The organism is Intestinimonas butyriciproducens (assembly GCF_016901775.1).
GTDB lineage: Bacteria > Bacillota > Clostridia > Oscillospirales > Butyricicoccaceae > Pseudobutyricicoccus.
In genome coordinates this window covers 102641-127815 of sequence record NZ_JACJKW010000006.1, presented here as the reverse complement: position 1 = coordinate 127815, position 25175 = coordinate 102641, and the positions used below count along the sequence as shown (strand labels likewise).

Here is a 25175-nt window from a genome sequence, read left to right as displayed (position 1 = left end):
CAGTTGGCAGACCGCACTCCTATTATAGCAAAGGGAGTTTTTATTTCGCCATTATCGACATAAGTCTTTTTTTGAACCACTCGCCTAGCGAGTGGTTTTCGGAGCACAAGAAAAAGCCGCCCTTTCTCAAAGGAGAGGGCGGCTTTTTTGATGCTGTCACAGTTGGATGGTTTGACCGGGAGCAACCAGGATGCGGCCGTCACAATGAAAACGGGCGGCGTTTTCCGGATCATAAAGCAGGCCGTTGTCGCTGGGGCAGGTATGTACGGGGATGCTGTGACGGGCGCCGATGACGGCGGCGCAATGGGAAGCTTCCGCTGCATCCATGTTGTAAAAGCCGTCAATGGGCAGAATGGCGTAGTCCAGCTTCATAGGGGCCAGGACTGTTTCCATAGCCGGGAGGAAGGAGGTGTCGCCGGAAGCATATACCGTGAGACCGTCCAGGGTGATGACGAAGCCTACACAGCAGGAGGGATCATGGTTTTTATTCCCGGCGGGCACGGCTTCCACCTGAATATCATCCAGGGTGAAGCGGCCATAATGGCCTCCTTCCAGGGCTTCTTTCCAGGTGATGAGAGCGCAGCCAGGCGCCCGGACCGGTTTATCAATACAGTTGTGGTCATAGTGGTCGTGGGTCACAAGGATCAGATCGGCGGGCTTGTCATATCCTTCTCCGGCAAAGGGATCCACATAAATCACCTTTCCCTGGGCACTCTCCAGCCGGAAACTGCCGTGGCCCTGATAAAATAGTGTTGCCATAGAATGTGCTCCTTTCTGGGGGAGATATCCTTTTTATTGTACCATACCCAAGGGAAACAGGCAAAAAAATTTGACATGAGCGGGGAAAGTGGTATGGTATAGAAGGGAGTTTTGGCGGTTTTCGTCAAAACTCCCTTCTATGAAAAAAGAAAGAGAGGACGAAAATGGAGAAAAAAGCAAAGAGAATGTTGTGGTTTGTTTTGGGTGTGGTGATCAATTCCTTTGGCATTGCATTGACCACCAAGGCGGCGATGGGGACTTCTCCCATTTCCAGTGTGCCTTATGTATTGTCTTTGTGGCTGCCCCTGTCTTTGGGACAGTTTACATTTATCGTCAATATGTTTTTTATTTTTGCTCAGATCCCTTTGCTGCGGCGGGAATATCAGCCGGTGCAGCTTTTGCAGATCGGAGTGAATGTGATTTTCAGTCTGTTTATCGATGTGAGTATGGGGGTGTTGGAAGGGTTCGCACCCTCCAACCCGTTGGTCAGTCTGCTGGCTGTGGTGGCCGGCTGCGCCACTCTGGGGCTGGGGATCAGCATCGAAGTGGCTGCTGATATGCTGCTGGTGCCTGGCGAAGGAGTGGTCAAGGCCATCAATCGCCGGGTGGGCGGCCGGTTCGGCACAGTGAAGGTGATGTTTGATCTTGGGTGCGTTCTCCTGGCGGCACTGATATCGGTTTGTTCCATGGGCGGTATCCGGGGCCTGGGAGCGGGAACCCTGGTATCGGCTCTTATTGTGGGACGGTTTGTCAATCTCTATAACAAATGCCTGCCCCTCATTCCCCATGTAGCCGGGCTGAAAGAAGAATAATTACAAATAAAAAAGCGCCCCGAAGGGCGCTTTTTTATTTTACCGGTCACTCATGCATCAGAGTGCCGATGCCTTCGGCAATGTGGCCCATGGCCTTCATGCCTTTGTGGGTGTATTTTTTCATATCCCGGCGCATCCGGGGCGTCATATAGTTTTCTGCCGTCATGGATATGGCAGCGCCCACAACGGCGCCGGCTGCCATGCCGATGGCAAAGGATGAACCTTTCACTTTGGTATCCACCTTTCTTTTGAAGGATCCCTGTTAGTGTGTCCGGAAGAAAAGTGCTTATTCCGGACCGGCCCAGCCAAAAACCGACAGTTCCACCCGACCGTCGGGACGAAAGACAATTCCCTCTTTTTCCAAAAGTTTTCTTTGACGGCCCGGTTCTCCAAAAGCGTTTCCCGGAGCCATTTCTCCCCGCCGGTTTACCACCCGATGACAGGGGACATCTTCATAAGGACAATGGGCCATAGCGGCTCCCACAATGCGGCCGCCGCGGGGGGAGCCACACAAAAAGGCGATCAATCCATAGGTGGCCACCCGGCCGGGCGGGATCTGTCGTACCAGATCATAAACTTGCTGGCGAAATGTCATATAAGAGCCTCCATTGGAAAATCCCCGGCGGTGCATCCGCCGGGGACAAAGAGAGCAGTTATACTTCCATGATCACCGGAAGGATCATGGGACTGCGTTTGGTTTTTTTGAATACATAGTCGGACAGGCAATCCCGAAGAGTGGTTTTCAGGCCGTTCCAGTCCCGCACACCGTTGCGGGAACACTCGGAAAGGGCGGCAGAGGCAGCCTGGCGCATGCCGTCAGTCAGTTCTTCCGCGTCTTTGACATAAACAAAGCCACGGGAGACGATATCGGGTCCGGCTACCACCTGGTTGCTGGCGCCGTCGATGGTGACAACCGCCACGATCAGACCGTCTTCCGACAGATGCTTCCGGTCCCGCAGCACCGTCTGGCCCACATCGCCCACGCCGCTGCCGTCCACCAGCACCCGCCCGCAAGGCACAGTGCCGTTGAAATGGGCGCTGTCCCGGGTCAGCTCCAGCACTTTGCCCACCTGGGAGATGAAGATGTTTTTGGAGGGGATGCCGGCAGAGCGGGCCAGACCGGCATTGATCTGGAGGTGGCGGTATTCGCCGTGGACAGGCATAAAGAAGCGAGGCTTGGTCAGAGCCATGATCATCTTCAGTTCTTCCTGGCAGGCGTGGCCGGAAACATGGAGATGGGCCAGTTTGTCATAGACCACCTCAGCCCCACGGCGGGTCAGCTCATTGATGAGGGAATAGACCGATTTTTCATTGCCGGGGATGGGGCTGGCCGAAAGGAGGATCTTGTCATGGGGCCCCACTTCGATCTGCCGGTGGGAACCATAGGCCATGCGGTACAGAGCGCTCATAGGCTCGCCCTGGCTGCCGGTGGTGATGATGCACAGCTGGTCATCGGTGTATTTCCGGGTCATGCTGATGTCGATCAGTGTGCCTGCGGGGATGTTCACATATCCCAGCTCGGTGGTGACTTTCAGCATATTTTCCATGCTTCGGCCGGAGAGGGCCACTTTGCGGCCATATTTCACGGCGGCATTGATGATCTGCTGTACCCGGTGGACATTGGAAGCAAAGGTGGCCACGATAATGCGCTTGTCGGTGCCTTTGAACTGGGCTTCCAGAGCCTTGCCCACACTGCTTTCGCTCATGGCAAAGCCGGGGCGTTCGGCATTGGTGGAGTCGGCCATGAGGAGAAGGACGCCTTTTTTGCCCAGTTCGCCGAAACGGGTCAGGTCGATCATTTCACCGGAGATGGGAGTGGTATCGATTTTGAAGTCGCCGGTGTCGATAACCGTACCCACCGGAGTTTTCAGTGCAATGGAGACAGCATCGGGGATGGAATGGTTGATGCGGATGAACTCCACTTCAAAACTGCCCGCTTTAAAGGTGGAACCGGCGGGCTTTTCATAGATCTTCACCTTTTTCAGATTCCGGTGTTCGGAAAGCTTCAGCCGGATCATGCCGGCGGTGAGGGTGGTGCAGTAAATGGGGGCGTTCACATCCCGCAGCACATAGGGCAGAGCGCCGATATGGTCTTCGTGGGCATGGGTGATCAGGAATGCCCGCACCCGGTCGGCGTTCTTTTTCAGATAGGTGATGTCGGGAATGACCAGATCCACTCCCAGCATCTCATCGTCGGGGAAGGTCATGCCGCAGTCGATGACCACGATGTCGTTGCCATATTCAAAGGCGGTCATGTTTTTGCCGATTTCGTTCAGGCCGCCCAAAGGGATGACCCGCAGTTTGTTTTTGGTGCTGCGGCTTCGGGATTCCTGGTTTTTTTTGGGCTTTTCCACCGGCTTTTTCACCGAATCAATGGCATCGGCTGCCGTATCAATGACCGCTTTGGAAGATGTCCGGCTGGCTTTTTCTTTGGCAGGCGCCTTCTTGGCAGCAGACTTTTTCTGTCCGGCCGGCTGGGCGGATTTTGCTGCGGATTTTTTCTTTTCACCGCTTCTCGAGCGGAAAAAAGATTTTTTCGCGGCAGACTTTTTAGGCCCTTCGCTGCCCGCAGGCTGCGAAAGACCGGTTTCTTTCTTCAGTTGTTCAGACATTTGATCACTACTCCATCGTAAATTAAAGATTTTTTTATGTTCCATGCGGCCGTACATACACTGTAAGGCACCGCAAAAAAGTCATAAGAAAGAAGGCCGGCCCAAAAGGCGCCGGTCGGTCAAAACAGCTTTGCCCCTGATTTTCTTCCGGCGGGACAAAGGAAATGCTCCAAAAAAGGGAGCGGTACTGATAAACAGTATACCACGGATTTATCAAATTTACCAGTTTTCTTTTTGAATTTTCAGCACATTGCATATTGGCTCCCAGGCCATTCCATAATAAATGTACGGAAAGGGGGAGAAGCATGGAAAGAAAAGAAAAAATACTTTATGCCCTTACCGGGCTGCTGGCCGGGCTGCTCAGCGGATTTCTGGGCAGCGGCGGGGGAATGGCGGCGGCCCCTATGTTTATGGGACCGCTGAAGCTGCCGCCGGAGCGGGCACTGGCCACTTCCATCTTTCTTTTGCTGCCCTTATGCGCCCTGTCGGCCTTTTTCTATGGAAGACAGGGGCTGGATATCATGGCGGCCCTGCCCTTTCTGGCAGGCGGCGCCGGGGGAGGCCTGCTGTGCGGCCTGCTTTACCGGAAAATATCTCCCGGGATGCTGCGGAAAGGGTTCGCACTGCTGATGCTCTACGGGGGAGTGCGCAGTTTGCTGGGATAGGGAGGGAAAAGAATGCTGCTGGATCTGCTGGCGGCTTTTGCCGCCGGGGCGCTCACCGGCGCCGGGGTAGGAGGAGGCTCTCTGCTGCTGCTCTATCTGATTCAGATAAGGCAAATGGAACAGCTGACGGCCCAGGGGATCAATCTGCTCTATTATGTGGCTGCCGCAGGCCCTTCCCTCTTTTTTCATCTGCGCCACGGGCTGGTGGAGAAAAAGGGAGGGGTCATCGCCCTGTGTTTTGGCATACCCGGTTGCCTGGCAGGAGCTTTTCTGGCCGGACGGATCGATCCCCAGCTGCTTCGCCGCCTGTTCGGACTTCTGATGACGGCGGTAGGAGTGCGGCAGCTGCTGGGGAAAGAGAAAAAGGACTAATTTTCCCGGGACGGGCCTGCGTCCAGATAACTTTGCAGAATGAGGGAAGCGGCCACGGCATCCACCCGTTGGCGCTGCTTTTTCCGCTTTTTCCCTGCATCGCTGAGAATGCGGTTGGCCATTACCGAAGTCATCCGCTCGTCCCACAGTTTCACCGGCACCTGGCATTTTTCTTCCAGGCGGCGGGCAAATTCACGGCTGCCCAGAGCCCGTTCCCCCTGGGTGCCGTCCATGTTGGTGGGCAGCCCCACCAGGATGAGCCGGGGCTTTTCCTGGGCGATGGTCTGGCACAGGGTCTCCAGCAGCCGGTCCTTGTGATATTCGGTGATGCTGTAAGCCCGCCCGGCCAACAGTTCGGTGGCGTCGGAAAAAGCCACGCCGGTACGGGTATCCCCCAGGTCCAGGGCCATGATCATAGCAGAAATGCCTCCTTGTTGTTCCCGTCTCCCCGAAAAAGGGAAACGGCTGAAATCAATCCTATCATACCATAAGCCTTCCCCGGTTTCCAGGTGAATCGTGTCATGTATAACACAATGAACAAAGAAGGTTAAAAATTTAAAATATTGAAATAAATATAAAATTTTAAAGAACCGGATTGACAAAAAGAGGGGCTTAGAGTATACTCTAAAGCAATGAAAGCCCGGGACGCAAACCACCGGTCTATCATTACCAACATCTTCCCTTTTCAGGCAAAAGCGCACGGCTTCCCCCCGTGCGCTTTTGCTGTCTCTGGAGAAGAAGACAAAAGCAGAAAAAAAGCTTGACCTTTTCTGCATGGCATGGTAATATAGAAACACCTGTCGGGGTCTTTTTTTTATGCCTTGCAGGCGTAAACCCCGAAAAGGGAGGCAATTTATTTAAGGAGGTGCCGCAAATGCGCGTTAAGGTAACACTGGCGTGTACGGAATGCAAGCAGAGAAACTACGATTCGAAAAAGAACAAGAAGAACGATCCGGATCGTCTGGAGATGAAGAAGTATTGCCCCTTCTGCAAGAAGCACACCTTACACCGGGAAACCAGATAGGCCGCAAAAGGATGGAGGTGCAGCTTCATGGCTGAAGAAAACAAGAACCTGGACACCCAGAAGAACGCCGGCAAGAAAAAGCAGAAACAAGGCAATGTTTTCTCCCGCGCTGGCAAGCGGATCGCCAAATGGTTCCGCGAGCTGGTGAGCGAAGGGAAAAAGGTGGTCTGGCCCACCGGCAAACAGGTGGTCAACAACACCCTGGTAGTCCTTGTATGCATTCTGCTGGTAGGTGTTTTTGTGTGGGTGCTGGACATCGCTTTTGCCACCATCCGCGATCTGCTGGTAGGCATCCTGTAAATCCATTGGTTCGGCAGGTGGGAGCGTCTTATGTCTGAAAATGCCAAGTGGTATGTGATCCACACATACTCCGGCTACGAAAACAAAGTGGCCGCCACGATTCAAAAAACAGTGGAAAACCGCAAGCTGGGCCATCTGATCTTCGATATCCGCGTGCCTATGGAAACGGTGACTGAAATCCGGGACACAGGCAAAAAAGAAGTGGAGCGGAAGATGTTCCCCGGCTATGTGCTCATCAAAATGCTCATGACCGATGAAAGCTGGTATGTGGTGCGCAATACCCGCGGCGTCACAAGCTTTGTGGGTCCCGGCTCCAAGCCCGTTCCCCTCACCGAGGACGAGGTGGCAGCCCTGGGCGTGGAAAAGCGGGAAGTCCGGCTTTCCTATCAGGTGGGCGACAGCGTCAAGATCATCGACGGGCCTTTGGAAGGGTTCGTTGGCATCGTCAAGGAGATTGCGCTGCAGGATCAGCTGGTGACCGTTATGGTCTCCATGCTGGGAAGGGAGACACCGGTGGAACTGAAGTTCAACCAGGTGGCTTCCATGGAAAAATAGCTCCAAAAACCAACTGGCTGGTTTTTGATACCGGAGATGAAGGTTCGTTTCCGGGTGGGAGGGCGCCCAAGCGTCCAATTTTACCACATTTTTGCTAAGGAGGTGCAACGAAAGTGGCACAGAAAGTAGTAGGTTTGATTAAACTGCAGATCCCCGCAGGCAAGGCAACTCCGGCTCCCCCGGTAGGCCCCGCCCTGGGTCAGCACGGCGTCAACATCATGGCGTTTACAAAGGAATTCAACGAGCGTACAAAGAATGACGGCGATCTGGTGATCCCTGTTGTTATCACTGTGTATGCCGACCGTTCTTTCTCGTTTATCACAAAGACTCCCCCTGCAGCCGTTCTGATCAAGAAGGCCTGCAAGCTGGAGAGCGGCAGCGGCGAACCCAACAAGAACAAGGTGGCCAAGCTGCCGAAGGAAGAACTGCGCAAGATCGCCGAGCTGAAAATGCCCGATCTGAATGCTTCCAGCGTGGAAAGCGCCATGAGCATGATCGCCGGTACAGCGCGTTCTATGGGCGTCACCATCGAAGAGTAAGAGACGCCCCCGCGGAAGATCCGCGGCGTGGGAGGATGATTCCGAAATACCACAAACTAGGAGGATTAAAAAGTGCGCAGAGGTAAGAAATATGTAGAAAGCGCCAAGCTGGTGGATCGCGCCAAGCTGTACGATCCCGCCGAAGCGCTGGATACCGTGATAAAGACGGCCAAGGCCAAGTTTGACGAGACTGTGGAAGTCCATGTGAAGCTGGGTGTTGACTCCCGTCATGCTGATCAGCAGGTGAGAGGCGCCATCGTGCTGCCTCACGGCACTGGCAAGAAAGTCCGTGTGCTGGTGTTCGCCAAGGGCGACAAGGCCAAGGAGGCCGAAGCCGCCGGAGCCGATTATGTGGGCGCTGAAGATCTGGTGGCCCGCATCACCGGTGAGAACTTCTTTGATTTCGATGTGGTCATCGCCACTCCCGACATGATGGGCGTGGTTGGCCGTCTGGGTAAAGTGCTGGGCCCTAAGGGCCTGATGCCCAACCCCAAGGCCGGCACCGTCACCATGGATGTGACCAAGGCCATCAACGAGTCCAAGGCCGGCCGTATCGAGTACCGCCTGGACAAGACCAACATCATCCACTGCCCCCTGGGCAAGGTCTCCTTCGGCACTGAAAAGCTGACCGAGAACTTCAACGCCCTGCTGGGCGCCATTGTCAAGGCAAAGCCCGCCGCTGCCAAAGGCCAGTACATCCGCTCCTGCGTGGTGGCTGCCACCATGGGCCCCGGCGTCAAGATCAATCAGGCTCGTCTGACCGACTAATCTGATTTTTTCTGTTCTTTCTTGACAAACTATTGGTTTGTTGATAAAATAATAGCGCTCATTCCAAAGACAGCAGGTGAACTGCGGTTCCCAACGGCTCTGTGCCGCCTGCCGAGGATGCATTTTTCCATTTACATTATGGATTTACTGTGCCCTCATGTCCTTTGGATGTGAGGGCACTTATTCTAAACGGAGGTGAAAACAGTGCCGAACGCAAAGGTTCTGAGCGAGAAGCAGGCCGTGGTGGCCCAGCTCGCTGAAAAGATGAAGAACGCCACATCCGGTGTGCTGGTGGACTATAAAGGCATCACTGTTGAGGAAGATACCAAGCTGCGCAGTGAGCTGAGAAAAGCCAATGTGGAATATACCGTCGTGAAAAACACTCTGGTGCGCTTTGCTGCCAACCAGATCGGCTTTGAAGAGCTGGACGGCGTGCTCCATGGCACAACTGCCATGGCTGTGAGCATGGACGATCCCACTGCTCCTGCCCGTCTGCTGGCTGAGTTTGCCAAGAGCCACGACAAGTATTTCAACATCAAGGCCGGCTTCCTGGAGGGCAAAGTGGTGGACATTGCCACCGTTGAATCCCTGGCTGCTATCCCGCCGAAGGATATCCTGCTGTCCACCGTGCTGGGCACCATGATGGCTCCTGTGGCCGCCCTGGCCCGGGTCCTGCAGGCCGTGGCCGACAAGAAGAGCGAAGGCGGAGAGGCTGCTCCCGCTGCCGAAGCCGAAGCACAGGCTTAATTATTTTCATTAAAAACTAATTGGAGGTACACTATAATGGCAAGCGAAAAGATTGCACAGCTGATTGAAGAAGTGAAAGTTCTCTCCGTTCTGGAGCTGAGCGAACTGGTACATGCCCTGGAAGAAGAGTTTGGCGTTTCCGCCGCTGCCGCTGTTGCCGCTGCTCCTGCTGCTGGCGCTGCTGCTGGTGCTGCCGCTGACGAGAAGACCGAGTTCGACGTGGTTCTGGCTGAAGTTGGCGCTTCCAAGATGGGCGTCATCAAGATCGTCAAGGAGATCACCGGCCTGGGCCTGAAGGAAGCCAAGGAGCTGGTGGACAACGCTCCCAAGGCCATCAAGGAAGGCGTTGGCAAGGACGAAGCCGAAGAGATGAAGAAGAAGCTGGAAGAAGCCGGCGCCAAGGTCGAGCTGAAGTAAGCTGTTTTTCCATCGTATTAAAAAGAGACGGGAGCGATCCCGTCTCTTTTCCTTTCCCCGGCGTTTGCATTTCCAGAAGAAGGCTCCTTCCTGCGGGCAAGATGCCTTGCATGATGAGGGCTTTTTTGGTATACTATTTTTAATTATTCGTCTTTGGGGCGGCAGGCCCCGGAGAAGGGAAAGGGAGGCTCCCCATGGAGAAATTGATTGCCCGCATGATGGAGTCGGGAACCCGGCTGGCCTTTGCACTGCTTCTGGTGTTTTGCGCCATATCGGCCTTCACCAACATCTGGCTGGCTTTGGGTGAGCTGGCCGTTGTGGTGGTGCTTTATATCGTTTATCGGGCCCGGGCCAAGCGGCGGCGGGCCGATATTCGCCGCACTGTGGAAACACTTTTGTTTCAGGTGGATGACGCATCGAAAAATTCCCTGATGAATTTTCCGCTGCCCACCGCCATCCTCCGCATGGATACCGGGGAAGTGGTGTGGAGCAACGACAGCTTTTATGAGATCACCGGCGCCCATGAGCGGATGTTCAATCTGCATATCACCGATGTGATCGAAGGCTTTGATACCCGCTGGATCATGGAAGGGCGGAGCAAATGTCCCTATGAAGTGGCGGTGAATGGCCGGAAGTTTGATGTATACGGCAACATCGTCCGCTCGGGGAAGGACGCTTCCAGCGCATTGCTGGTCACCATGTACTGGGTGGATGTGACCGATTACAGCGAGCTGCGCACCAAATACGAACGCACCCGCCCGGTGCTGGCCATTTTGGTGCTGGACAGCTATGAGGAACTGATCAAAGGGGTTTCAGAAAGCGAGAAATCCAAACTCACTGCCCAGGTGGATGAGGAGATCAGCAACTGGGCCGAGCCGGTGCACGGTGTGGTGCGGCGGCTGGACCGGGACAAATACCTGTTTTTGTTTGAGCAGAAGGATCTGCTGGAATTTGTGGAGCGGAAGTTTGATCTGCTGGACAAAGTGCGGGAAATCAAAAGCAGTACCGGTATCAGCGCCACCATTTCCATGGGCATCGGCAAGGGCGATACCGATCTGAACGAGCTGTACCAATATGCCCGTCTGGCAGCGGATACCGCTTTGGCCCGGGGCGGCGACCAGGTAGTCATCAAGAGCAAATATGCCTTTGAGTTCTATGGCGGCCATGCCAAGGAAGTGGAAAAACGCACCAAGGTCAAATCCCGTGTGGTGGCCAATTCCCTGCGCCAGTATATCAGGGATTCTTCCTATGTGTTTATTATGGGTCACCAGCTTTCCGATCTGGATGCGGTAGGTGCTGCGGCCGGCATCTGTGCCGCCGTGCGCAAGTGCGGCAAGAAGCCTTATTTTATCGTCAACAGCGAGCGTACCTCGGCCAAGGACCTGATTGACAAATTGGCCGGGCTGGAGGAATACCGGGAGTCCTTCATCAAGCCGGACGATGCCATCTTCATCGCCGATTCCAATTCGCTGCTCATTGTGGTGGATACCAACCGGCCGGATTTTGTGGACTATCCCGAAGTGCTTCAGACCATCCAGCGGGTGGCGGTCATCGACCATCACCGGCGGGCGGCCAGTTATATTGAAAACTATGTCATCAGTCTCCATGAGCCCTATGCCAGCTCCACCAGTGAGCTGGTCACAGAGCTTTTGCAGTACATTCTGACCAGTTCCCAGGATCTGAAAAAGGAAGAGGCAGAGGCGCTTTTGTCCGGTATTTTCCTGGACACCAAGAGCTTTACCGTCAAAACCGGCGTGCGTACCTTTGAGGCCGCCGCCTATCTGAAGCAGTGCGGCGCCGATACAGTGGAAGTCCGCCGCCTGTTCAACAACAATTTCGATTCCTACATCAAGAAATACCAGATCATCAGCAACGCCGAGCAGCCCTATCCGGGGGTTTCCATTTCGGTGATGGAGGAAGACACCGAACGGGCCACCGCATCCCAGGCCGCCGACGAGCTGATCAACATCAACGACATCAAGGCATCCTTTGTGGTCTTCCGGGAGCATGAGAACGATGTGGCCATTTCGGCCCGTTCCTATGGGAAGATGAATGTGCAGGTGGTGCTGGAGAAACTGGGAGGCGGCGGCAGCCTGACCATGGCGGGCGCTCAGTTCCAGGACGCCGATGTGGGAGAGGTGGCAGCCCGGCTGCGGGCGGCCATTGAGGAATATCTTGCCGGAGACCAGGAAGATGGGGAAAACAGTTCCAACGCCCCGTCGGCCTGATTTTTGAAGCAGAGCGGGAAGAGCCTGCCGCGCGGGACTCTTCCATCCTGTGTACGCGCGGAGATGGGAGTGAATGAGAATGAAATTGATTTTGCTGCAGGATGTAAAGGGACAGGGAAAAAAGGGCGATATCATTGAGGCCAGCGACGGCTATGCCCGCAACTTTCTCATGCCTCGGAAGCTGGCGGCCCCGGCCACGGCCGATGTGCTCAACGCCAAGAAAATCGCCGACGAGGCAGCTGCCCGCCGGATGAAGCTGGAAAAAGAAGCGGCCCAGAAGCTGGCAGAAGAGCTGAAGGATATGCCGGTACACATCAAGGCCAAATCGGGCGCCGGCGGCAGACTGTTCGGCAGCGTCACCGCCAAGGAGATCGCCGAGGAGATGCAGCGCCAGCACAAGGTGGAAATTCAGAAAAACAAGATCGTGCTGGAAGAGACCATCAAGAATTTTGGCACCTATCAAGTGAAAGTCAAGCTTTACCCGGAAGTGGTGGGCACAGTGAAAGTGGTCGTGGAAGAGCAGAACTGATGTAGTAGGGAGTTTTGACCATGGATGAGCTGTTGGCCCGGCAGACTCCTCATAGTGTGGAGGCCGAGCAGGCGGTCATCGGAGCGATTTTGTTTGATCCCACTTGTGTGCCCAAGGTGGTGGAGCTGCTCCAGCCCGATGATTTTTATATGGAAACAAATCGGATGATCTTCGATACCATCAGCAGCATGTTCACCGGGGGAAAGCGCATTGACCCGGTGACAGTACTGGAGGAAATGAAGGCCCTGGGCTATAAGGACAAAGCCGACAGGGCCTATTTTCTGCAACTGATCGATGTGACACCCACCTCCACCAATGTGGAGGATTATGCCAAGATCGTCCGGGAAAAGAAGATGCTGCGGGATCTTCAGCAGATCTGCAATGAGATCTTTGATCTGACCCGCAGCGAACAGGAGACGGCCAGCACCATTGCGGAGCTGGCCGAGCAGAAGATTTATGCCATTCGTCAGGGGCGGGAGATCAACGGCCTGCGGCACATCAAGTCGGTGATCAAGGATGTGTATGATCAGCTGGATGAACTGGCGGCTAACCCCGGAAAATTGCCGGGTATTCCCACCGGTTTTGCCGATCTGGACAACGCCCTGGGCGGACTGAACAAATCGGACCTGATTCTCATTGCCGCCCGTCCGGGCATGGGCAAAACCAGTTTCGCTCTGAATCTGGTGTTGTCGGCGGCCCAGAAATCGGGGAAGGATGTGGCCATTTTCCAGCTGGAAATGAGCGATATGCAGCTGACCACCCGGATGATCTCCAGCGAGGCACTGGTGGACAGCCGGAAATTGCGCATGGGCACCCTGGACGACAACGACTGGGATAAAATCGCCCATGCCTCTGCCCTCCTTTCCAAAACCAATATCTATATTGAGGACAGTTCGGCCATCACGGTGTCGGAGATCAAGGCCAAGTGCCGCCGGATGGGAAGCCGGTTGGGGCTGGTGGTCATCGACTATCTCCAGTTGATGCAGGGCTCCAAAAGCTCGGAAAACCGGGTGCAGCAGATCTCGGAGATCTCCCGTTCCATGAAGGTGATGGCCCGGGAACTGAATGTGCCGGTGGTCTGCCTGTCCCAGCTGTCCCGCGGCCCGGAGCAGCGGCCCAACAAGCGGCCTATGCTTTCCGACCTGCGGGAATCGGGAGCCATCGAACAGGACGCCGACATCGTTATTTTCCTGTACAGGGACGATTACTATAACCCGGACACCGAAAAGAAAAATGTGGTGGAGTGCATCATCGCCAAGAACCGTCACGGCGAGGTGTGTACCATCGAGCTGCAATGGCTGGGACAGTATACCCGTTTCTCCGGCCAGGACAAAACCCATCATGAATCTTGAGGACAAAGTGCTGGCCTTTATGCAGGAAAAGGCCATGACGGCGCCGGGAGACAAGGTGCTCTGTGCCCTCTCCGGCGGCGGAGATTCCATGGCGCTGACCCATTTGCTCCATCGGCTGGCGCCCCGGCTGGGCATTCAGGTGGAGGCGGCCCATTTTATCCACGGACTGCGGCCGCAGGATGCTCCCAGGGAGCGGCTTTTAGCAGAAACATTCTGCCGGCAGCGGAAGATCCCCCTTTGGATCGAAGAGGGAGACACCCTGGAATATTGCCGCCGGGAAGGCTGCGGCACAGAGGAAGGGGCCCGGGTGCTGCGCTATGCCTTTCTCCGCCGGGTGGCCAGGGAAACCGGTTGCCGGAAAATCGCCACCGGCCATCATCGGATGGACAATGCGGAGACCATTTTGTTTCATTTGTGCCGGGGGACAGGTGCCCGGGGCCTGGGAGGAATCCCGGCATCGGAAGGGGATCTGATCCGCCCTCTTTTGAGGGTTCCCCGGGAAGAGATTGAAAAATATCTGGAAGAAAACCACATACCCTATTGCAGTGACCCCTCCAATGGGGAAGAAGTCTATGCCCGCAACCGGCTGCGTCACTGTGTGCTCCCCTTGCTGAAGACCATCAATTCCCAGGCGGAAGAGCACATCAGCCAGGCCGGAGAGCGGGCCCGGAAAGACGAGGAGTTTTTGGAAAGCTGCGCCGCCCGGTTTTTGATAGAGCATTCCTCTGCTCCCGGGTCGATAGACGCTGAGGCTTTGGCAAAAGCGCCGGATGCTCTGGCCTTTCGGGTGCTTGCCATGCTCTACCGCCAGGGCGGTGGAGAGGGGATCCTTTCGGAAAAACATCGCCAGGGAATGTGGGGACTTTGTCAAAAAGGCCCTTCGGCGGCGTACAGTCTGCCGGGAGGGGTGGAGGCCCGACGGGTCTACGAACAGCTGGTGTGCCGCAAAAAGGAAGAAAAGCAGGAGTCCCGTACTTTTCCTCCGCGCTTTTTGAAGGAAGGGGAAACGGTGGAAGAAGGTGGCTTTCGGGTCACTCTGCACCGGGGAAAAAGAGAAGCCGGATCTGGAGAAAAAGCCTATTTTTTCCAGGCCCTCCAAGAGCCGGTACAGCTGCGCCCCCGCAGGACGGGGGATGTGATCCGGCTGAAAAACGGGCACAAAAGCATTAAAAAATGGATGATCGATGAGAAGATCCCCGCACATCTGCGGGAAGGGATTCCTCTGGTGTGCGACGAAGAGGGGCCGGTGCTGGTGTGCGGCGGCCCGGTGCGGAGCGAAAGAAAAGAGAGAGAAAAAGACCCCGGCTGGACGGTGGTTGTGAGGAGGAAAAAGATCATGGCAAATATGCGGGATGATGTGGCAGAGGTTCTGCTGACCAAAGAACAGATCGCCGAAAAGGTACAGGAGCTGGGAGAGATCCTGTCCCGGGAATATGAAGGGAAAGACCCTATTCTGGTCAGCGTGCTCAAGGGAGCCTTTGTGTTCATGGGCGATCTGTGCCGGGCGATCACCATTCCCTGTTCGGTGGATTTCATGGCGGTGTCCAGCTATGGAAGGGGCACACAGACCAGCGGAAAGGTGAAAATTATTAAAGATTTAGACACAATTATCCAGAACAGGCATGTTATAGTAGTTGAGGACATCGTGGACAGCGGCGTAACTCTCAGTCGTTTGCTGGTGATGCTGAAAGAACGGGAACCGGCCTCTTTGCGCCTGGTGACCCTTCTGGACAAACCGGCCCGCCGTCAGGCCCATGTGGACATCGATTATTGCGGCTTCCAGGTGCCGGACGCTTTCTTGGTAGGCTATGGCCTGGACTATGCGGAAAAATACCGCAACCTGCCCGATCTGTGTATCTTGAAACCCGAGGTGTATCAGGCGTAAAGCTCCGCCTCACGAAAGGTGTGAATGATTCGTTGAATAACGGCAAAATGAAGGGCATTGGCCTGTATCTGCTCTTGCTGGTGGTGCTCATTGGAACCATTGGCTTTTTGATGGAGCCCCGCAGCGAGGCTCAGCTGACCTATTCCGATGTGACCCAGGCTTTTGAAAACCAGGATGTGGCCAGTTTCATCATCGATGAGAACGAACTGACCATGACCATGCGGGACGGTTCCAAATTCACTTATCAGATCCCCTCGCTGGATATTTTCTATTATGATCTGGGCGAGACCATCCGTCAGCAGCGGGCAGCGGGAACGCTGACCCAGGACTTTGCGGAAAAGATGACCATGCCTTGGTGGACGGCCTTTTTGCCCTATCTGATCATTATTGTTCTCTTCGGCCTGTTCTGGTATTATATGATGAACAAGCAGGACGGCAGTGGAAAATCTGCCATGAACTTCGGCAAGTCCCGGGCCAAGATGGTGAACAGCGAAGACCAGAAGGTGACTTTCCAGGATGTGGCCGGGGCCGATGAGGAAAAAAGCGACCTGCAGGAAGTGGTGGAGTTTTTGAAGGCTCCTAAAAAATTCCTGCAGCTGGGCGCCCGTATTCCCAAAGGCGTTTTGCTGGTGGGCCCTCCGGGCACTGGTAAAACACTGATCGCCAAAGCGGTGGCCGGAGAAGCAGGCGTACCCTTCTTCTCCATTTCCGGTTCGGACTTTGTGGAACTGTATGTGGGCGTGGGCGCCTCCCGTGTGCGTGACCTGTTTGACCAGGCCAAGCGCCATGCGCCTTCCATCGTCTTTATCGATGAGATCGACGCTGTGGGCCGTCAGAGAGGAGCCGGTCTGGGCGGCGGCCACGACGAAAGAGAACAGACCCTCAATCAGCTGCTGGTGGAGATGGACGGCTTCGGGGCCAATGAAGGAGTCATTATCCTGGCGGCCACCAACCGTCCCGACATTCTGGACAGTGCCCTGCTGCGTCCGGGACGCTTTGACCGGCAGGTTTATATTGGCGTACCCGATGTGAAGGGCCGTAAGGCCATCATGCAGGTTCACTCCCGGAAAAAGCCCTTTGAAGAGGATGTGGACTTTGACGCCATTGCCAAAACCACCGCTGGATTTACCGGCGCCGATCTGGAAAATCTGCTGAACGAAGCAGCTTTGCTGGCTGCCCGCCGTTCCAAGGAGAAGATCGGCAACCGGGAGATCGACGATGCGTTCCTGAAAGTGATCATGGGCAACGAAAAGAAGAGCCGGGTCTATTCCGAAAAGGAAAAGAAGCTCACGGCCTATCACGAGGCAGGTCACGCCATTGTGACCCGGTTGATGCCTTCTCAGGATCCGGTGCATCAGATCTCCATCGTGCCCCGTGGCCGGGCTGGCGGCTTTACCCTGAGCCTGCCCAAAGAGGATAAGTACTATTCTTCCAAAAATGAGATGGAAGACGAGCTGGTCACTCTGCTGGGTGGCCGGGTCGCCGAAAAGCTGGTGATGGACGATATTTCTACCGGCGCGTCCAACGACATCGAGCGGGCTTCTGACATCGCCCGCCGCATGGTCACCCGTTATGGCATGAGCGACAAGCTGGGCCCCATCGCCTTTGGCAGCGATCACGATGAAGTGTTCCTGGGCCGTGATTTTGCCGCCTCCAAAAACTACTCCGAAGAAGTGGCTTCCCTCATCGATGAGGAAGTGAAGCGGATCATCGACGAGGCCTATCGCCGCTGCGAACAGATGCTGCGGGAGCATATGGACATCCTGGATCGGGTGGCCGCCTATCTGCTGGAGCATGAGACCATGAGCGGTGAAGCCTTTGAAAAGGTGTTCAATGGAGAAGAAGCCCAGGCGCCGGAAAAAGTGGTGGAAGTGGACTATAATGCCCGCTATACTCATCAGCCGGAAGAGGTGCTGAATACTTCCTCTCATGCGGAAGAGATTCCGCCGGAAGGAAAACCCACCGATCACATCTAAACCCAATCAAAATAACCTGTGAGAAAGGTCTCACGGGTTATTTTTTTGCTTCCTTGACACAAGAAAGGTTTGATGTATGATAAAAGAGGTGGGAACGGTTTATGAGGTCCGCCGTGTGCCTTTTACAGGGACCTTTCCTTTGTCAGGGTTCCACCTGGAAAACTGGACAGATTGAAGGGAGAAAATTTTGACTTTCCATGAATTTGGCGTGATGAAAAGAGCCCCGGCTTTGGAAGAAATGTATGAAAAATACGATCTTTCCCTTTGCGAAGAAATGGCGGCCATAGAAGATGATCAGGTGGATGATTTGTGGGAGCAGTTTGGAAGCATCCCTTGTTTTTGGCATAGCCTGAAGCAGCCTGCCCAGGGACTGGCCTGCACCGGCATCACCCTTATTCCTCCGGCATCTGTGCAAAAGCTGCTGGACGGATTGCCCTGGCAGGAAACCATGTACCCCCTCTGGCGCGTTTTCCATAGCGCCTGGGAAAAGGGATGCTATGTAATCCATTTCGGGATATGAAAAGCCCTGTGAAAGGCTCTGAGCGGCCTTCACAGGGCTTTTTCTCCTATATGATATTATTTTTCTCGATCAGGCCAGGATGGAGTCGGTGACACCGTCTACACCGGCCAGGAGCAGGGCCAGAAGCAAAGCCTGCTGTACGCCCTTATAGGCATCGGTGGTTTCAAAGAATTCCTGCAGGGTGTGAGCGCCGCAATCCACACCGCCCATGCCCAGGCACACGGCAGGGATGTTCTTGCCAATGGCCATGTTGCAGTTGGTGGAGCCGCCATGGAAGAACTGGGGCTCATAGCCCAATTTTTCGATGATGGCGTAGGTGGCTTCCACAATGGGAGAATGGACATCCTGGGTACCGGCCGGCACATTGCAATAGCGTTTGTGGGTCACGGTGATGGTGTCTTTGCCCCAACGGGCGGTTTCTTCATCGCAGGCTTCCTGCAAGGCGTTCAGGATCCGCTGGTACAGATCTTCCAGCACCTGCTGGGAGTCAGAGCGAAGGTTGAACTTGATGGTGGCTTCGGGGACGATGGCATGGATGCCGGCATCGTTGCCCGCATGGAAATTGGAAACGCAGAAAGAGGTTTTGGGATCTTCCGGAACCTGGAACTCGGCGATCTTGGCCACGGCCCGGGCTGCGGCGTTGAGGGGATTGGCCACTTTGCCGAATGCGCCGTGGGCATGGCCGCCGATGCCGTGGAAAGTGGCTTCGCAGGTCATGTGGCCAGTGGCTTCGTAAACGATGCCTTCGGCGCTGGGGCCGTCGATGCTGATGCTGGCGTCTACCTGATTGTCGTCCAGCCATTTGAGCATGCCGCCGAAGGAACCGATGCCTTCTTCTTCCACGGTGCCCACAAAGACCAGATCACCCTTGGTCTGGATGCCGGCGGCGTCCAGGGCCCGGATCACGGACAGAGGCACTACCATGCCCCGGGTATCATCCACGATGCCGGGAGCATAAACCCGGGTGCCTTCCTTGCGGGGCTGGGGATTGGTGCCGATGGGGAAAACAGTGTCCATATGTCCTTCCATCAGCACTTTTTTGCCGCCGCCCTTACCGGGCCGCAGGCCTTCCACATTGCCATGGCGGTCAATATGTACATTCTCAAGGCCCAGTTCTTTATACATCTCGGCATAGCGGGCCGCCTTTTTTTCCTCATGGAAAGTGGGAGCTTCGATTTTGCACAGTTCGATCTGGTTTTCCAGAGTCTGGTCAGCATCCTGCTGGGCAAATTCCAGGGCTTTCTGCACCTGGGGCAGGGCCAGCAGTTTGTCCAGCGTTTCCTGGATATTGGAAGATACTTGATAACTCATCATTGACACTCCAATCGGTAGAAAATTTGTTTCCGGGTTTTATTATGGGCTTTTCAAGGGGCAAAATCAAGAGAAGGTGAAAACTTCGTGGCACTTGCCAAGAATGGGATGCAGCTTTTGGTGAAATTGCCGCATTGGTGCAAAAAAAGAAGATATTTCTTTCTATTTGTTTAGAAAATAATATGATATACTATAAGTATAGAAAATTTCAAAAAGGAGACAGAAATGAATTATACAGAAATGTTAGGAGGAATGGGTCGGTACTATGGGGAGGGGAGGACGCAAAGCTTTGAAGCCCGACGGAAGAGTCTGGAGAGGTTGGAGCAGGGACTGAAAAAATGGGGCAGCCGCCTGGAACAGGCTTTGGCCGAGGATCTGGGGAAAGCGTCCATGGAAGCCTATATGACCGAACTGGGTCAGGTGCGGGAAGAGCTCCGTTGGCAGAAAAAGCATCTGAGGCAGAATATGGCGGTCAAACGGGTGCCCACCCCTCTGACACAGGCGCCCGGAAAAAGCCTTCGATGGCCTCACCCCTACGGTGTGGTGCTGGTGATGGCGCCCTGGAATTATCCGGTGCTGCTCAGCCTGGGGCCTCTGGTGGGGGCAGTGGCGGCAGGGAATTGCGTGGTGCTCAAGCCCTCGGCCTATGCGCCCAAAACAGCGGAAACATTGGCGGCCATGGTATCAGAAGTGTTTGAAGCGGGCCATGTGCAGGTGATCACCGGCGGGAGGATGGAAAACCAGGCACTGCTGGAACAGCGGCTTGACTATATCTTTTTTACCGGCGGCACCCAGGTGGGAAAGTTGGTGCTGGAAAAGGCGGCCCGGCATCTGACGCCGGTAACGCTGGAACTGGGAGGAAAAAGTCCCTGTATCGTGGCGGAGGACGCCGATCTTTCTTTGACGGCCCGGCGGATCGTTTTCGGCAAATTGGTCAACTGCGGCCAGACCTGTGTGGCTCCTGATTATGTGCTGGCCCCCAAAGAAAAGGTTCCGGCGCTGGTGGAAGAAATGAAAAAACAGCTGCTGATGCAGCTGGGGCCCACGCCGCTGAACAATCCGGAGTATCCCCGTATTGTCAATGGAAAGCACTATCGCCGGTTGATGGGACTGCTGGAAGGGGAGAGGGCGGAAACCGGAGGGCGGGGAGATGAGCGGACTTTGCGCATCGAGCCCACCATTCTCACGGGGGTGACAGCACACTCGCCGGTGATGCAGGAGGAAATCTTCGGGCCTATTCTGCCGGTGTTGGGATACGACACTTTCTCCCAGGCTCTGGCCTTTGTGGCAGAGCGTCCCCATCCCCTGGCTCTCTATCTGTTTACCCGCAGCCGGAAGACGGCAGGGCAGGTGATGGACCGGCTGCAATTCGGCGGCGGCTGCTGGAACGACACCCTGGTCCACCTGGCCAGCAGCCATCTGCCCTTTGGGGGAGTGGGGGAAAGCGGCATGGGTGCGTACCATGGCCAGAAGAGTTTTGACACCTTTACCCATTACCGCAGTGTGCTGTCCCGGGGAAAGGTGGAAAACCCACTGCGCTATCACCCCTACACACCGAAAAAAGAAAAGCTCATCCGCCGTTTTCTGGGGTGAAGCCTTGGCAAAAAAGAGACGGGATGCTATACTGTAACTATCCGGTGAAACAGTGCCGGGATTCTTGCAGAAGTGAGGGATTATTGTGGAAGTTTTGGTCAATACCTATCGTGGGCCGTTGCAGGATATGATGCACACCGGCCATATCGCTGTGGTGGATTATACCGGTAAGCTGCTTTATTCCTGCGGCGATCCGGAGAGAGTCTGTTATGCCCGTTCTTCGGCAAAGCCCATGCAGGCCATGTGCGTGCTGGAAAGCGGCGCTGTGGAAAAATACGGTCTGGACGATCAGGACATCGCTTTGTTCTGTGCTTCCCACAACGGGGAACCCATGCATGTCCAGGCGGTGCGCCGGGCGCTGGGCAAGGCCGGGCTGACAGAGAGCGTTCTCCAGTGCGGCATCCATTATCCCTTGTATGAGCCGGAAGCCGACCGGATGAAGGCGGCCGGAGAAAGTCCCAGCCAGATCCATTGCAACTGCAGCGGCAAACATTCGGGAATGCTGGTCACCGCCGCGGCCATGGGGGAGGATCTGAATACCTATTATAAGCCGGAGCATCCAGTGCAGCAGCGGATCCTTCATATGATCGGAGAGATCTGTGAGTATGATCCCGGGAAGATCATCATGGGTACCGATGGCTGCGGTGTGCCGGTGCACGCTCTGCCCTTGCGGCAGTTTGCCTATGGCATCGCCCGTATGGCCCATCCCGAGAGCCTGGGAGAAAAGATGGGAGCGGAAGCGGCCCGCATTACAGCTGCCATGGGAAAATATCCCCTGATCATGTCGGGCACCGGCCGGATCGATGCCCAGCTGATGGAAAAATATGATCGCCTCTTCTGCAAATCGGGAGCCGATGGCTATTATATTGTGGGAGACAAAAAGGAAGGCATTGGCATTGCTGTGAAAATCGACAGCGGCAATGGTCAGGCCCGTAATGCGGTGGTGGTGGAAGTGCTTCGCCAGCTGGGGATCATCTCCCAGGAAGATCTGGCGGAATTTGCCGATACCCACACACCCAAAATGCGCAACCACAAGCAGGAAGAAGTGGGGAGCATGCGCCCCGAGTTCACTTTGCACAAGGCATAATCAATCATATATGCAAAAGGTCCGGGGCCATGGGGCACCGGACCTTTTTGGGAAAAGCACCCGCCCCGCAAAGGGGCGGGCGGGGAGAAAAGCGGACCATAGCGGAAAGATAGGGAGGGAGAACTTTCCGCGGTCCAGGAAAGTGCAGAAAAGGAAACAATTTTCTATTTTTATCATACCTCTTTTTTCGGTACATTACCACTGTAAATTATCTGTCAAAATAACCAAAAAATTTGCTGAAAACTGAAAGAACAGAACTTTTGGTGGGTAAAAATGGCTTTTTTCAAAAAATAATGGCTTATATGGTAGACGAAAGAGGATGAAAAATGGTATAATAACATCGATTTGCAAAAGCGCTGCGGCGTGAAACAGGCCGCAGATACATTTTTTCGCGCCTGGCATGGTGGGAAGCCATGCCTGATTTTTTTGGAGGAGACCATGAGAAAGAAAGGAAGAATCGCAGGAGGTTTTCTGCTGGCTGCTTTGCTTTTCGCCTTGCTGGGGTGTGTGGGGCTGGCTGCGGCGCAGAAAGCTCAACTGAATAACATGCCGGTGCTGGTTTATGACAAGACCATTGGTGTGGAAGCTTATAACATCAACGACAATAACTATTTCAAATTGCGGGATGTGGCCCAGGCCCTCAGCGGCGGGGACAAATCCTTTGAGATCCAATACAGCAACGATACCAATTCCATTTATATCAGCACCGGCCAGCGCTATACCCCCCTGGGTACTGAGCTGAGCCCTCCTCAGGGCAGCACCACCATCAAACAGGCGGTGAGCAGCCAGGCGGCCGTTTATATCGATGGGGTCCGGGCGCAGATGACGGCCTATAACATTGAAGGTTATACATATTTCAAACTGCGGGATCTGGGGGATGCTCTGGATTTCAGCGTGCAGTATGACGATGCCCAGCGGCGGGTTCTCATCGAATGTGCCCCGCTGAATACCACACCGGTAACGCCTCCTGATACAACGGTGGACCGGAGCGATATCGTGGTGATGGTGGATCCGGGCCACGGCGGTTCGGAAAGCGGCACGGTGAACAAGGAAATGGGCCTTGTGGAAAGTGAGGTCAACTATGTGGTGGCGGAGCATCTGGGGTCGCTTCTCCGGCAGGCCGGCTATCAGGTGATCTTTACCCGGGGCGAAGGAGAAACGCTGTCCCTCACCAACCGGATGAACATGATCCGGGAGGTCAAGCCCGATCTGGTCATCAGCGTCCATCACAATGCCACCGAAGCCCATAATGCCACCGGCGCCGAAGTGCTGGCTCAGGTGGCCGACAAAAACGGCGGCCCTTCCACCGAACTGGCAGAACTGATCGGTGAGGAATATGCCAAGCTGGGCCAGAAGGTCCGGCCCATCATCTACCGCTATAACAGCACTAAAACCGGAGATTATTACGGTCTGCTCCGGGCGGCGGCCGGCGTCAATGTCACAGCAGTCATTTCGGAGTTTGCCTTTATGGATAACCCGGAAGATGTGGAAATGATCAACAGCACCGCAAAACTGCACCAGGAGGCCGAGGCGCTTTTCCGCGCGGTGGATGCTTTCCTCACAAAGTAAGAAAAGACTGAGGAAAGATTAAGAGAAAATTTAAGATTCGGCGGCCTGCCCCACTGTATGATAGAAGCAGCGGGACAGGCCGCTTTGGCGTTGTCCGGGGAAAAGGAGGGATGGAGATGGCTCAGAAAAGACGGCGGAAAAGAAGAAAGGGAAAAGGCTGCGGTCTGCTGCTGGGGGTTGTCCTGGTAGCCGGAGTGGCATTCGGGGCCTGGAAACTGCTGAGCGCACCCACGGAGGGACTGTATCCGGAGGATGTACTGGGGGTGCCGGTGTACACCCAGCTGGCTCCGGAAGGGGCACAGAACCGGCCGGGAACTAAAAGAGAGATCCGGTACATCGTTATTCACGAAACGGGGAACATCGCCGCCGGGGCCGATGCAGCCGCCCATGGCCAGTTGGAGGCCAAAGGGGGCGAAGGAACCACAGGATGGCACTATACGGTGGATGACGCCGAGGTGTGGCACAGCATCCCCGATGATGAAGTGGCCTATCATGCAGGAGACGGCGCCGAAGGGGATGGCAACCTCCACGGCATCGGTGTGGAGCTGTGCGTCAATGCAGATGGGGATTTTGAAAAAACTTTTGACAACGCCGCCCGGCTCACCGGTTGGCTGATGAACGCCTATGATCTCTCGGCCGATCAGGTGAAAGAGCATTACGATTTCAGCGGAAAAAACTGTCCCCAGACCATCCGGGAGAATGGGCGTATGGAGGAATTTGCGGCTTTGGCAGAGCAGTATGCCCAGCAGGCCAAAGAGCAGGAGGATTAGGACAAGGGGCAGGGACCCTTTGGAAAGGGAGGGCATAGGATAAAGCAAAAACCGGAAAGGGGTTTTTGCCTTTGCCTGGACTTGTTCGTCAGGGGCTGGAAGCCGGAACCTTGGTGCTGGCCCTGTCTCTGGACGCTTTTTTTGCCAGCCTGGCTTATGGAGCGGGGGAGATCCGCTTGCCGGGAAAGAGCGCGTTGGTGGTGGCTTTGTGCTGCAGCGGTGTGCTGGCCGCAGGGGCCTGGGCCGGAGCGCTGTGGCAGCCTTTGGCTGGAGGCCTCCAGTGGCTGTGCGCCTTTTTGCTGGCGGCTTTGGGTTTTTGCAAAATCTGTGACAGCATGCTCAAACGCTGGGTGCGCAAATGGGGCGGAAGAGGAGAAATGCGGTTTCGTCTGTGGAGTTTTCGGTGTATCCTATGCCTGTATGCTGACCCTTCCCGGGCCGATGCCGACGGCTCCCGCAGCTTATCTCCCAGAGAAGGTCTTTTGTTGGGGGCTGCCCTGTCTCTGGATGGGGCGGCCGCCGGGGTGGGAGCCGGCTTGGGGGGCATGGACCCCCGTCTGCTGTTCCTTTTTTCCCTGCTGGCTACTTTGATCCTGCTGGGGCTGGGGCATTTCCTGGGCCGGCGGATGGGGAAACGGGGAGAAGGGGAAATGGGCTGGTGCAGCGGCCTGCTCCTTCTGCTTTTGGCCTTTTTCCGCTTGTTGGGGTAGGAAAAGGGGATTGATTTTCTCCTTTGAAAAAGGTATGATGCAAAAGGAAAAATACAGGAAAGAGACAGAGGAGAA

At 55.2% G+C, this 25175-nt stretch carries 28 protein-coding genes and 1 other annotated feature; of the genes, 22 read left to right on the top strand and 6 right to left on the bottom strand.

Annotated elements, in window-relative coordinates:
- Window positions 1–156: 156 nt before the first annotated feature.
- A complete protein-coding gene (locus H6A25_RS04810; protein ID WP_204750854.1) occupies window positions 157–759 on the bottom strand; it encodes an MBL fold metallo-hydrolase in 603 nt (200 codons plus the stop codon).
- Window positions 760–923: 164 nt separating this feature from the next.
- Here H6A25_RS04810 and H6A25_RS04805 point away from each other — a divergent pair, with 164 nt between their 5' ends.
- On the top strand, window positions 924–1571 hold the full coding sequence (locus tag H6A25_RS04805; protein WP_204750853.1) for a YczE/YyaS/YitT family protein: 648 nt from the start codon (window positions 924–926) through the stop codon (window positions 1569–1571).
- Between the two features lie 46 nt (window positions 1572–1617).
- Here H6A25_RS04805 and H6A25_RS04800 read toward each other — a convergent pair whose 3' ends face one another.
- The 3 genes from H6A25_RS04800 to H6A25_RS04790 are packed head-to-tail and all read right to left on the bottom strand — an operon-like array spanning window position 1618 to window position 3925.
- A complete protein-coding gene (locus tag H6A25_RS04800) occupies window positions 1618–1800 on the bottom strand; it encodes a hypothetical protein (protein ID WP_204750852.1) in 183 nt (60 codons plus the stop codon).
- Window positions 1801–1857: 57 nt separating this feature from the next.
- Window positions 1858–2166 carry an MGMT family protein gene (locus H6A25_RS04795; protein ID WP_204750851.1) on the bottom strand — a complete coding sequence of 103 codons (309 nt, stop codon included), beginning with the start codon at window positions 2164–2166 and terminating at the stop codon, window positions 1858–1860.
- Between the two features lie 58 nt (window positions 2167–2224).
- Entirely contained in the window at window positions 2225–3925 is a 1701-nt protein-coding gene (locus H6A25_RS04790; RefSeq protein WP_345941581.1) for a ribonuclease J, read from the bottom strand.
- A gap of 40 nt (window positions 3926–3965) precedes the next feature.
- Between H6A25_RS04790 and H6A25_RS12750 the strand changes: the two genes are divergently transcribed.
- The 3 genes from H6A25_RS12750 (at window position 3966) to H6A25_RS04780 (ending at window position 5220) form a co-directional block, all read left to right on the top strand.
- Window positions 3966–4187 carry a hypothetical protein gene (locus H6A25_RS12750; protein ID WP_243423236.1) on the top strand — a complete coding sequence of 74 codons (222 nt, stop codon included), beginning with the start codon at window positions 3966–3968 and terminating at the stop codon, window positions 4185–4187.
- Between the two features lie 301 nt (window positions 4188–4488).
- A complete protein-coding gene (locus H6A25_RS04785; RefSeq protein WP_204750849.1) occupies window positions 4489–4848 on the top strand; it encodes a TSUP family transporter in 360 nt (119 codons plus the stop codon).
- Between the two features lie 12 nt (window positions 4849–4860).
- The gene (locus tag H6A25_RS04780; RefSeq protein ID WP_204750848.1) at window positions 4861–5220 is read left to right on the top strand and encodes a sulfite exporter TauE/SafE family protein; all 360 of its coding nucleotides are present in this window, start codon (window positions 4861–4863) and stop codon (window positions 5218–5220) included.
- Here the strand turns inward: H6A25_RS04780 and ruvX are convergent.
- Window positions 5217–5636: a Holliday junction resolvase RuvX gene (gene ruvX, locus H6A25_RS04775; RefSeq protein ID WP_204750847.1), complete on the bottom strand. Its 420-nt coding sequence runs from the start codon at window positions 5634–5636 to the stop codon at window positions 5217–5219. The genes H6A25_RS04780 and ruvX overlap by 4 nt on opposite strands.
- A 458-nt stretch (window positions 5637–6094) precedes the next feature.
- On the opposite strand from ruvX, the gene rpmG reads away from it, so the two are divergent.
- The 13 genes from rpmG to H6A25_RS04710 all read left to right on the top strand — a co-directional run bounded on the left by rpmG (window position 6095) and on the right by H6A25_RS04710 (window position 18060).
- Window positions 6095–6244, top strand: a complete 150-nt coding sequence (gene rpmG, locus H6A25_RS04770) for a 50S ribosomal protein L33 (protein ID WP_118427377.1) — start codon at window positions 6095–6097, stop codon at window positions 6242–6244.
- A 27-nt stretch (window positions 6245–6271) separates the two neighbouring features.
- Window positions 6272–6544 (top strand): preprotein translocase subunit SecE, encoded by a 273-nt coding sequence (gene secE / locus H6A25_RS04765; RefSeq protein WP_204750846.1) that lies wholly within the window; start codon window positions 6272–6274, stop codon window positions 6542–6544.
- 30 nt (window positions 6545–6574) lie between these two features.
- The gene (gene nusG / locus H6A25_RS04760) at window positions 6575–7099 is read left to right on the top strand and encodes a transcription termination/antitermination protein NusG (RefSeq protein WP_118427373.1); all 525 of its coding nucleotides are present in this window, start codon (window positions 6575–6577) and stop codon (window positions 7097–7099) included.
- Window positions 7100–7212: 113 nt separating this feature from the next.
- Entirely contained in the window at window positions 7213–7638 is a 426-nt protein-coding gene (gene rplK, locus H6A25_RS04755; RefSeq protein ID WP_118427371.1) for a 50S ribosomal protein L11, read from the top strand.
- Between the two features lie 72 nt (window positions 7639–7710).
- The gene (rplA, locus tag H6A25_RS04750) at window positions 7711–8406 is read left to right on the top strand and encodes a 50S ribosomal protein L1 (RefSeq protein WP_204750845.1); all 696 of its coding nucleotides are present in this window, start codon (window positions 7711–7713) and stop codon (window positions 8404–8406) included.
- A 45-nt stretch (window positions 8407–8451) separates the two neighbouring features.
- Window positions 8452–8599: a sequence feature (ribosomal protein L10 leader region), on the top strand.
- Between the two features lie 11 nt (window positions 8600–8610).
- Window positions 8611–9153 (top strand): 50S ribosomal protein L10, encoded by a 543-nt coding sequence (gene rplJ / locus H6A25_RS04745; RefSeq protein ID WP_204750844.1) that lies wholly within the window; start codon window positions 8611–8613, stop codon window positions 9151–9153.
- A gap of 36 nt (window positions 9154–9189) precedes the next feature.
- Window positions 9190–9570, top strand: a complete 381-nt coding sequence (gene rplL, locus H6A25_RS04740) for a 50S ribosomal protein L7/L12 (RefSeq protein WP_204750843.1) — start codon at window positions 9190–9192, stop codon at window positions 9568–9570.
- Between the two features lie 194 nt (window positions 9571–9764).
- Entirely contained in the window at window positions 9765–11798 is a 2034-nt protein-coding gene (locus tag H6A25_RS04735; protein WP_204750842.1) for a DHH family phosphoesterase, read from the top strand.
- 79 nt (window positions 11799–11877) lie between these two features.
- Window positions 11878–12327 carry a 50S ribosomal protein L9 gene (rplI, locus tag H6A25_RS04730; RefSeq protein WP_118427501.1) on the top strand — a complete coding sequence of 150 codons (450 nt, stop codon included), beginning with the start codon at window positions 11878–11880 and terminating at the stop codon, window positions 12325–12327.
- A 20-nt stretch (window positions 12328–12347) separates the two neighbouring features.
- Window positions 12348–13679 carry a replicative DNA helicase gene (gene dnaB / locus H6A25_RS04725; RefSeq protein ID WP_204750841.1) on the top strand — a complete coding sequence of 444 codons (1332 nt, stop codon included), beginning with the start codon at window positions 12348–12350 and terminating at the stop codon, window positions 13677–13679.
- Window positions 13669–15564, top strand: coding sequence for a hypoxanthine phosphoribosyltransferase (gene hpt / locus H6A25_RS13055; protein WP_204750840.1), 1896 nt, complete (start codon window positions 13669–13671; stop codon window positions 15562–15564). Before dnaB ends, hpt begins: the two co-directional genes overlap by 11 nt.
- Before the next feature lie 47 nt (window positions 15565–15611).
- Window positions 15612–17540, top strand: a complete 1929-nt coding sequence (gene ftsH, locus H6A25_RS04715; RefSeq protein WP_204750860.1) for an ATP-dependent zinc metalloprotease FtsH — start codon at window positions 15612–15614, stop codon at window positions 17538–17540.
- A 187-nt stretch (window positions 17541–17727) separates the two neighbouring features.
- A complete protein-coding gene (locus H6A25_RS04710; protein ID WP_204750839.1) occupies window positions 17728–18060 on the top strand; it encodes a hypothetical protein in 333 nt (110 codons plus the stop codon).
- Window positions 18061–18129: 69 nt separating this feature from the next.
- Here the strand turns inward: H6A25_RS04710 and H6A25_RS04705 are convergent, their stop codons facing one another.
- Window positions 18130–19371 (bottom strand): M20/M25/M40 family metallo-hydrolase, encoded by a 1242-nt coding sequence (locus H6A25_RS04705; protein ID WP_204750838.1) that lies wholly within the window; start codon window positions 19369–19371, stop codon window positions 18130–18132.
- 225 nt (window positions 19372–19596) lie between these two features.
- Here H6A25_RS04705 and H6A25_RS04700 point away from each other — a divergent pair, with 225 nt between their 5' ends.
- The 5 genes from H6A25_RS04700 to H6A25_RS04680 all read left to right on the top strand — a co-directional run bounded on the left by H6A25_RS04700 (window position 19597) and on the right by H6A25_RS04680 (window position 25100).
- On the top strand, window positions 19597–20964 hold the full coding sequence (locus H6A25_RS04700) for an aldehyde dehydrogenase (RefSeq protein ID WP_204750837.1): 1368 nt from the start codon (window positions 19597–19599) through the stop codon (window positions 20962–20964).
- 85 nt (window positions 20965–21049) lie between these two features.
- On the top strand, window positions 21050–22051 hold the full coding sequence (locus tag H6A25_RS04695) for an asparaginase (protein ID WP_204750836.1): 1002 nt from the start codon (window positions 21050–21052) through the stop codon (window positions 22049–22051).
- 438 nt (window positions 22052–22489) lie between these two features.
- Window positions 22490–23620: an N-acetylmuramoyl-L-alanine amidase gene (locus tag H6A25_RS04690; protein WP_204750835.1), complete on the top strand. Its 1131-nt coding sequence runs from the start codon at window positions 22490–22492 to the stop codon at window positions 23618–23620.
- A gap of 116 nt (window positions 23621–23736) precedes the next feature.
- The gene (locus H6A25_RS04685; protein WP_204750834.1) at window positions 23737–24390 is read left to right on the top strand and encodes a peptidoglycan recognition protein family protein; all 654 of its coding nucleotides are present in this window, start codon (window positions 23737–23739) and stop codon (window positions 24388–24390) included.
- Between the two features lie 71 nt (window positions 24391–24461).
- Window positions 24462–25100, top strand: coding sequence for a manganese efflux pump (locus tag H6A25_RS04680; protein ID WP_204750833.1), 639 nt, complete (start codon window positions 24462–24464; stop codon window positions 25098–25100).
- The last annotated feature ends 75 nt before the right edge of the window (window positions 25101–25175 follow it).

Coding starts and splice junctions, on each gene's coding strand:
- H6A25_RS04810 (WP_204750854.1), bottom strand. CDS start 759: ATGGCAACACTATTTTATCAGGGCCACGGCAGTTTCCGGCTGGAGAGT.
- H6A25_RS04805 (WP_204750853.1), top strand. CDS start 924: ATGGAGAAAAAAGCAAAGAGAATGTTGTGGTTTGTTTTGGGTGTGGTG.
- H6A25_RS04795 (WP_204750851.1), bottom strand. CDS start 2,166: ATGACATTTCGCCAGCAAGTTTATGATCTGGTACGACAGATCCCGCCC.
- H6A25_RS12750 (WP_243423236.1), top strand. CDS start 3,966: ATGACCGCTTTGGAAGATGTCCGGCTGGCTTTTTCTTTGGCAGGCGCC.
- H6A25_RS04785 (WP_204750849.1), top strand. CDS start 4,489: ATGGAAAGAAAAGAAAAAATACTTTATGCCCTTACCGGGCTGCTGGCC.
- H6A25_RS04780 (WP_204750848.1), top strand. CDS start 4,861: ATGCTGCTGGATCTGCTGGCGGCTTTTGCCGCCGGGGCGCTCACCGGC.
- ruvX (WP_204750847.1), bottom strand. CDS start 5,636: ATGATCATGGCCCTGGACCTGGGGGATACCCGTACCGGCGTGGCTTTT.
- rpmG (WP_118427377.1), top strand. CDS start 6,095: ATGCGCGTTAAGGTAACACTGGCGTGTACGGAATGCAAGCAGAGAAAC.
- secE (WP_204750846.1), top strand. CDS start 6,272: ATGGCTGAAGAAAACAAGAACCTGGACACCCAGAAGAACGCCGGCAAG.
- nusG (WP_118427373.1), top strand. CDS start 6,575: ATGTCTGAAAATGCCAAGTGGTATGTGATCCACACATACTCCGGCTAC.
- rplL (WP_204750843.1), top strand. CDS start 9,190: ATGGCAAGCGAAAAGATTGCACAGCTGATTGAAGAAGTGAAAGTTCTC.
- H6A25_RS04735 (WP_204750842.1), top strand. CDS start 9,765: ATGGAGAAATTGATTGCCCGCATGATGGAGTCGGGAACCCGGCTGGCC.
- rplI (WP_118427501.1), top strand. CDS start 11,878: ATGAAATTGATTTTGCTGCAGGATGTAAAGGGACAGGGAAAAAAGGGC.
- dnaB (WP_204750841.1), top strand. CDS start 12,348: ATGGATGAGCTGTTGGCCCGGCAGACTCCTCATAGTGTGGAGGCCGAG.
- hpt (WP_204750840.1), top strand. CDS start 13,669: ATGAATCTTGAGGACAAAGTGCTGGCCTTTATGCAGGAAAAGGCCATG.
- ftsH (WP_204750860.1), top strand. CDS start 15,612: ATGAAGGGCATTGGCCTGTATCTGCTCTTGCTGGTGGTGCTCATTGGA.
- H6A25_RS04705 (WP_204750838.1), bottom strand. CDS start 19,371: ATGAGTTATCAAGTATCTTCCAATATCCAGGAAACGCTGGACAAACTG.
- H6A25_RS04700 (WP_204750837.1), top strand. CDS start 19,597: ATGAATTATACAGAAATGTTAGGAGGAATGGGTCGGTACTATGGGGAG.
- H6A25_RS04690 (WP_204750835.1), top strand. CDS start 22,490: ATGAGAAAGAAAGGAAGAATCGCAGGAGGTTTTCTGCTGGCTGCTTTG.
- H6A25_RS04685 (WP_204750834.1), top strand. CDS start 23,737: ATGGCTCAGAAAAGACGGCGGAAAAGAAGAAAGGGAAAAGGCTGCGGT.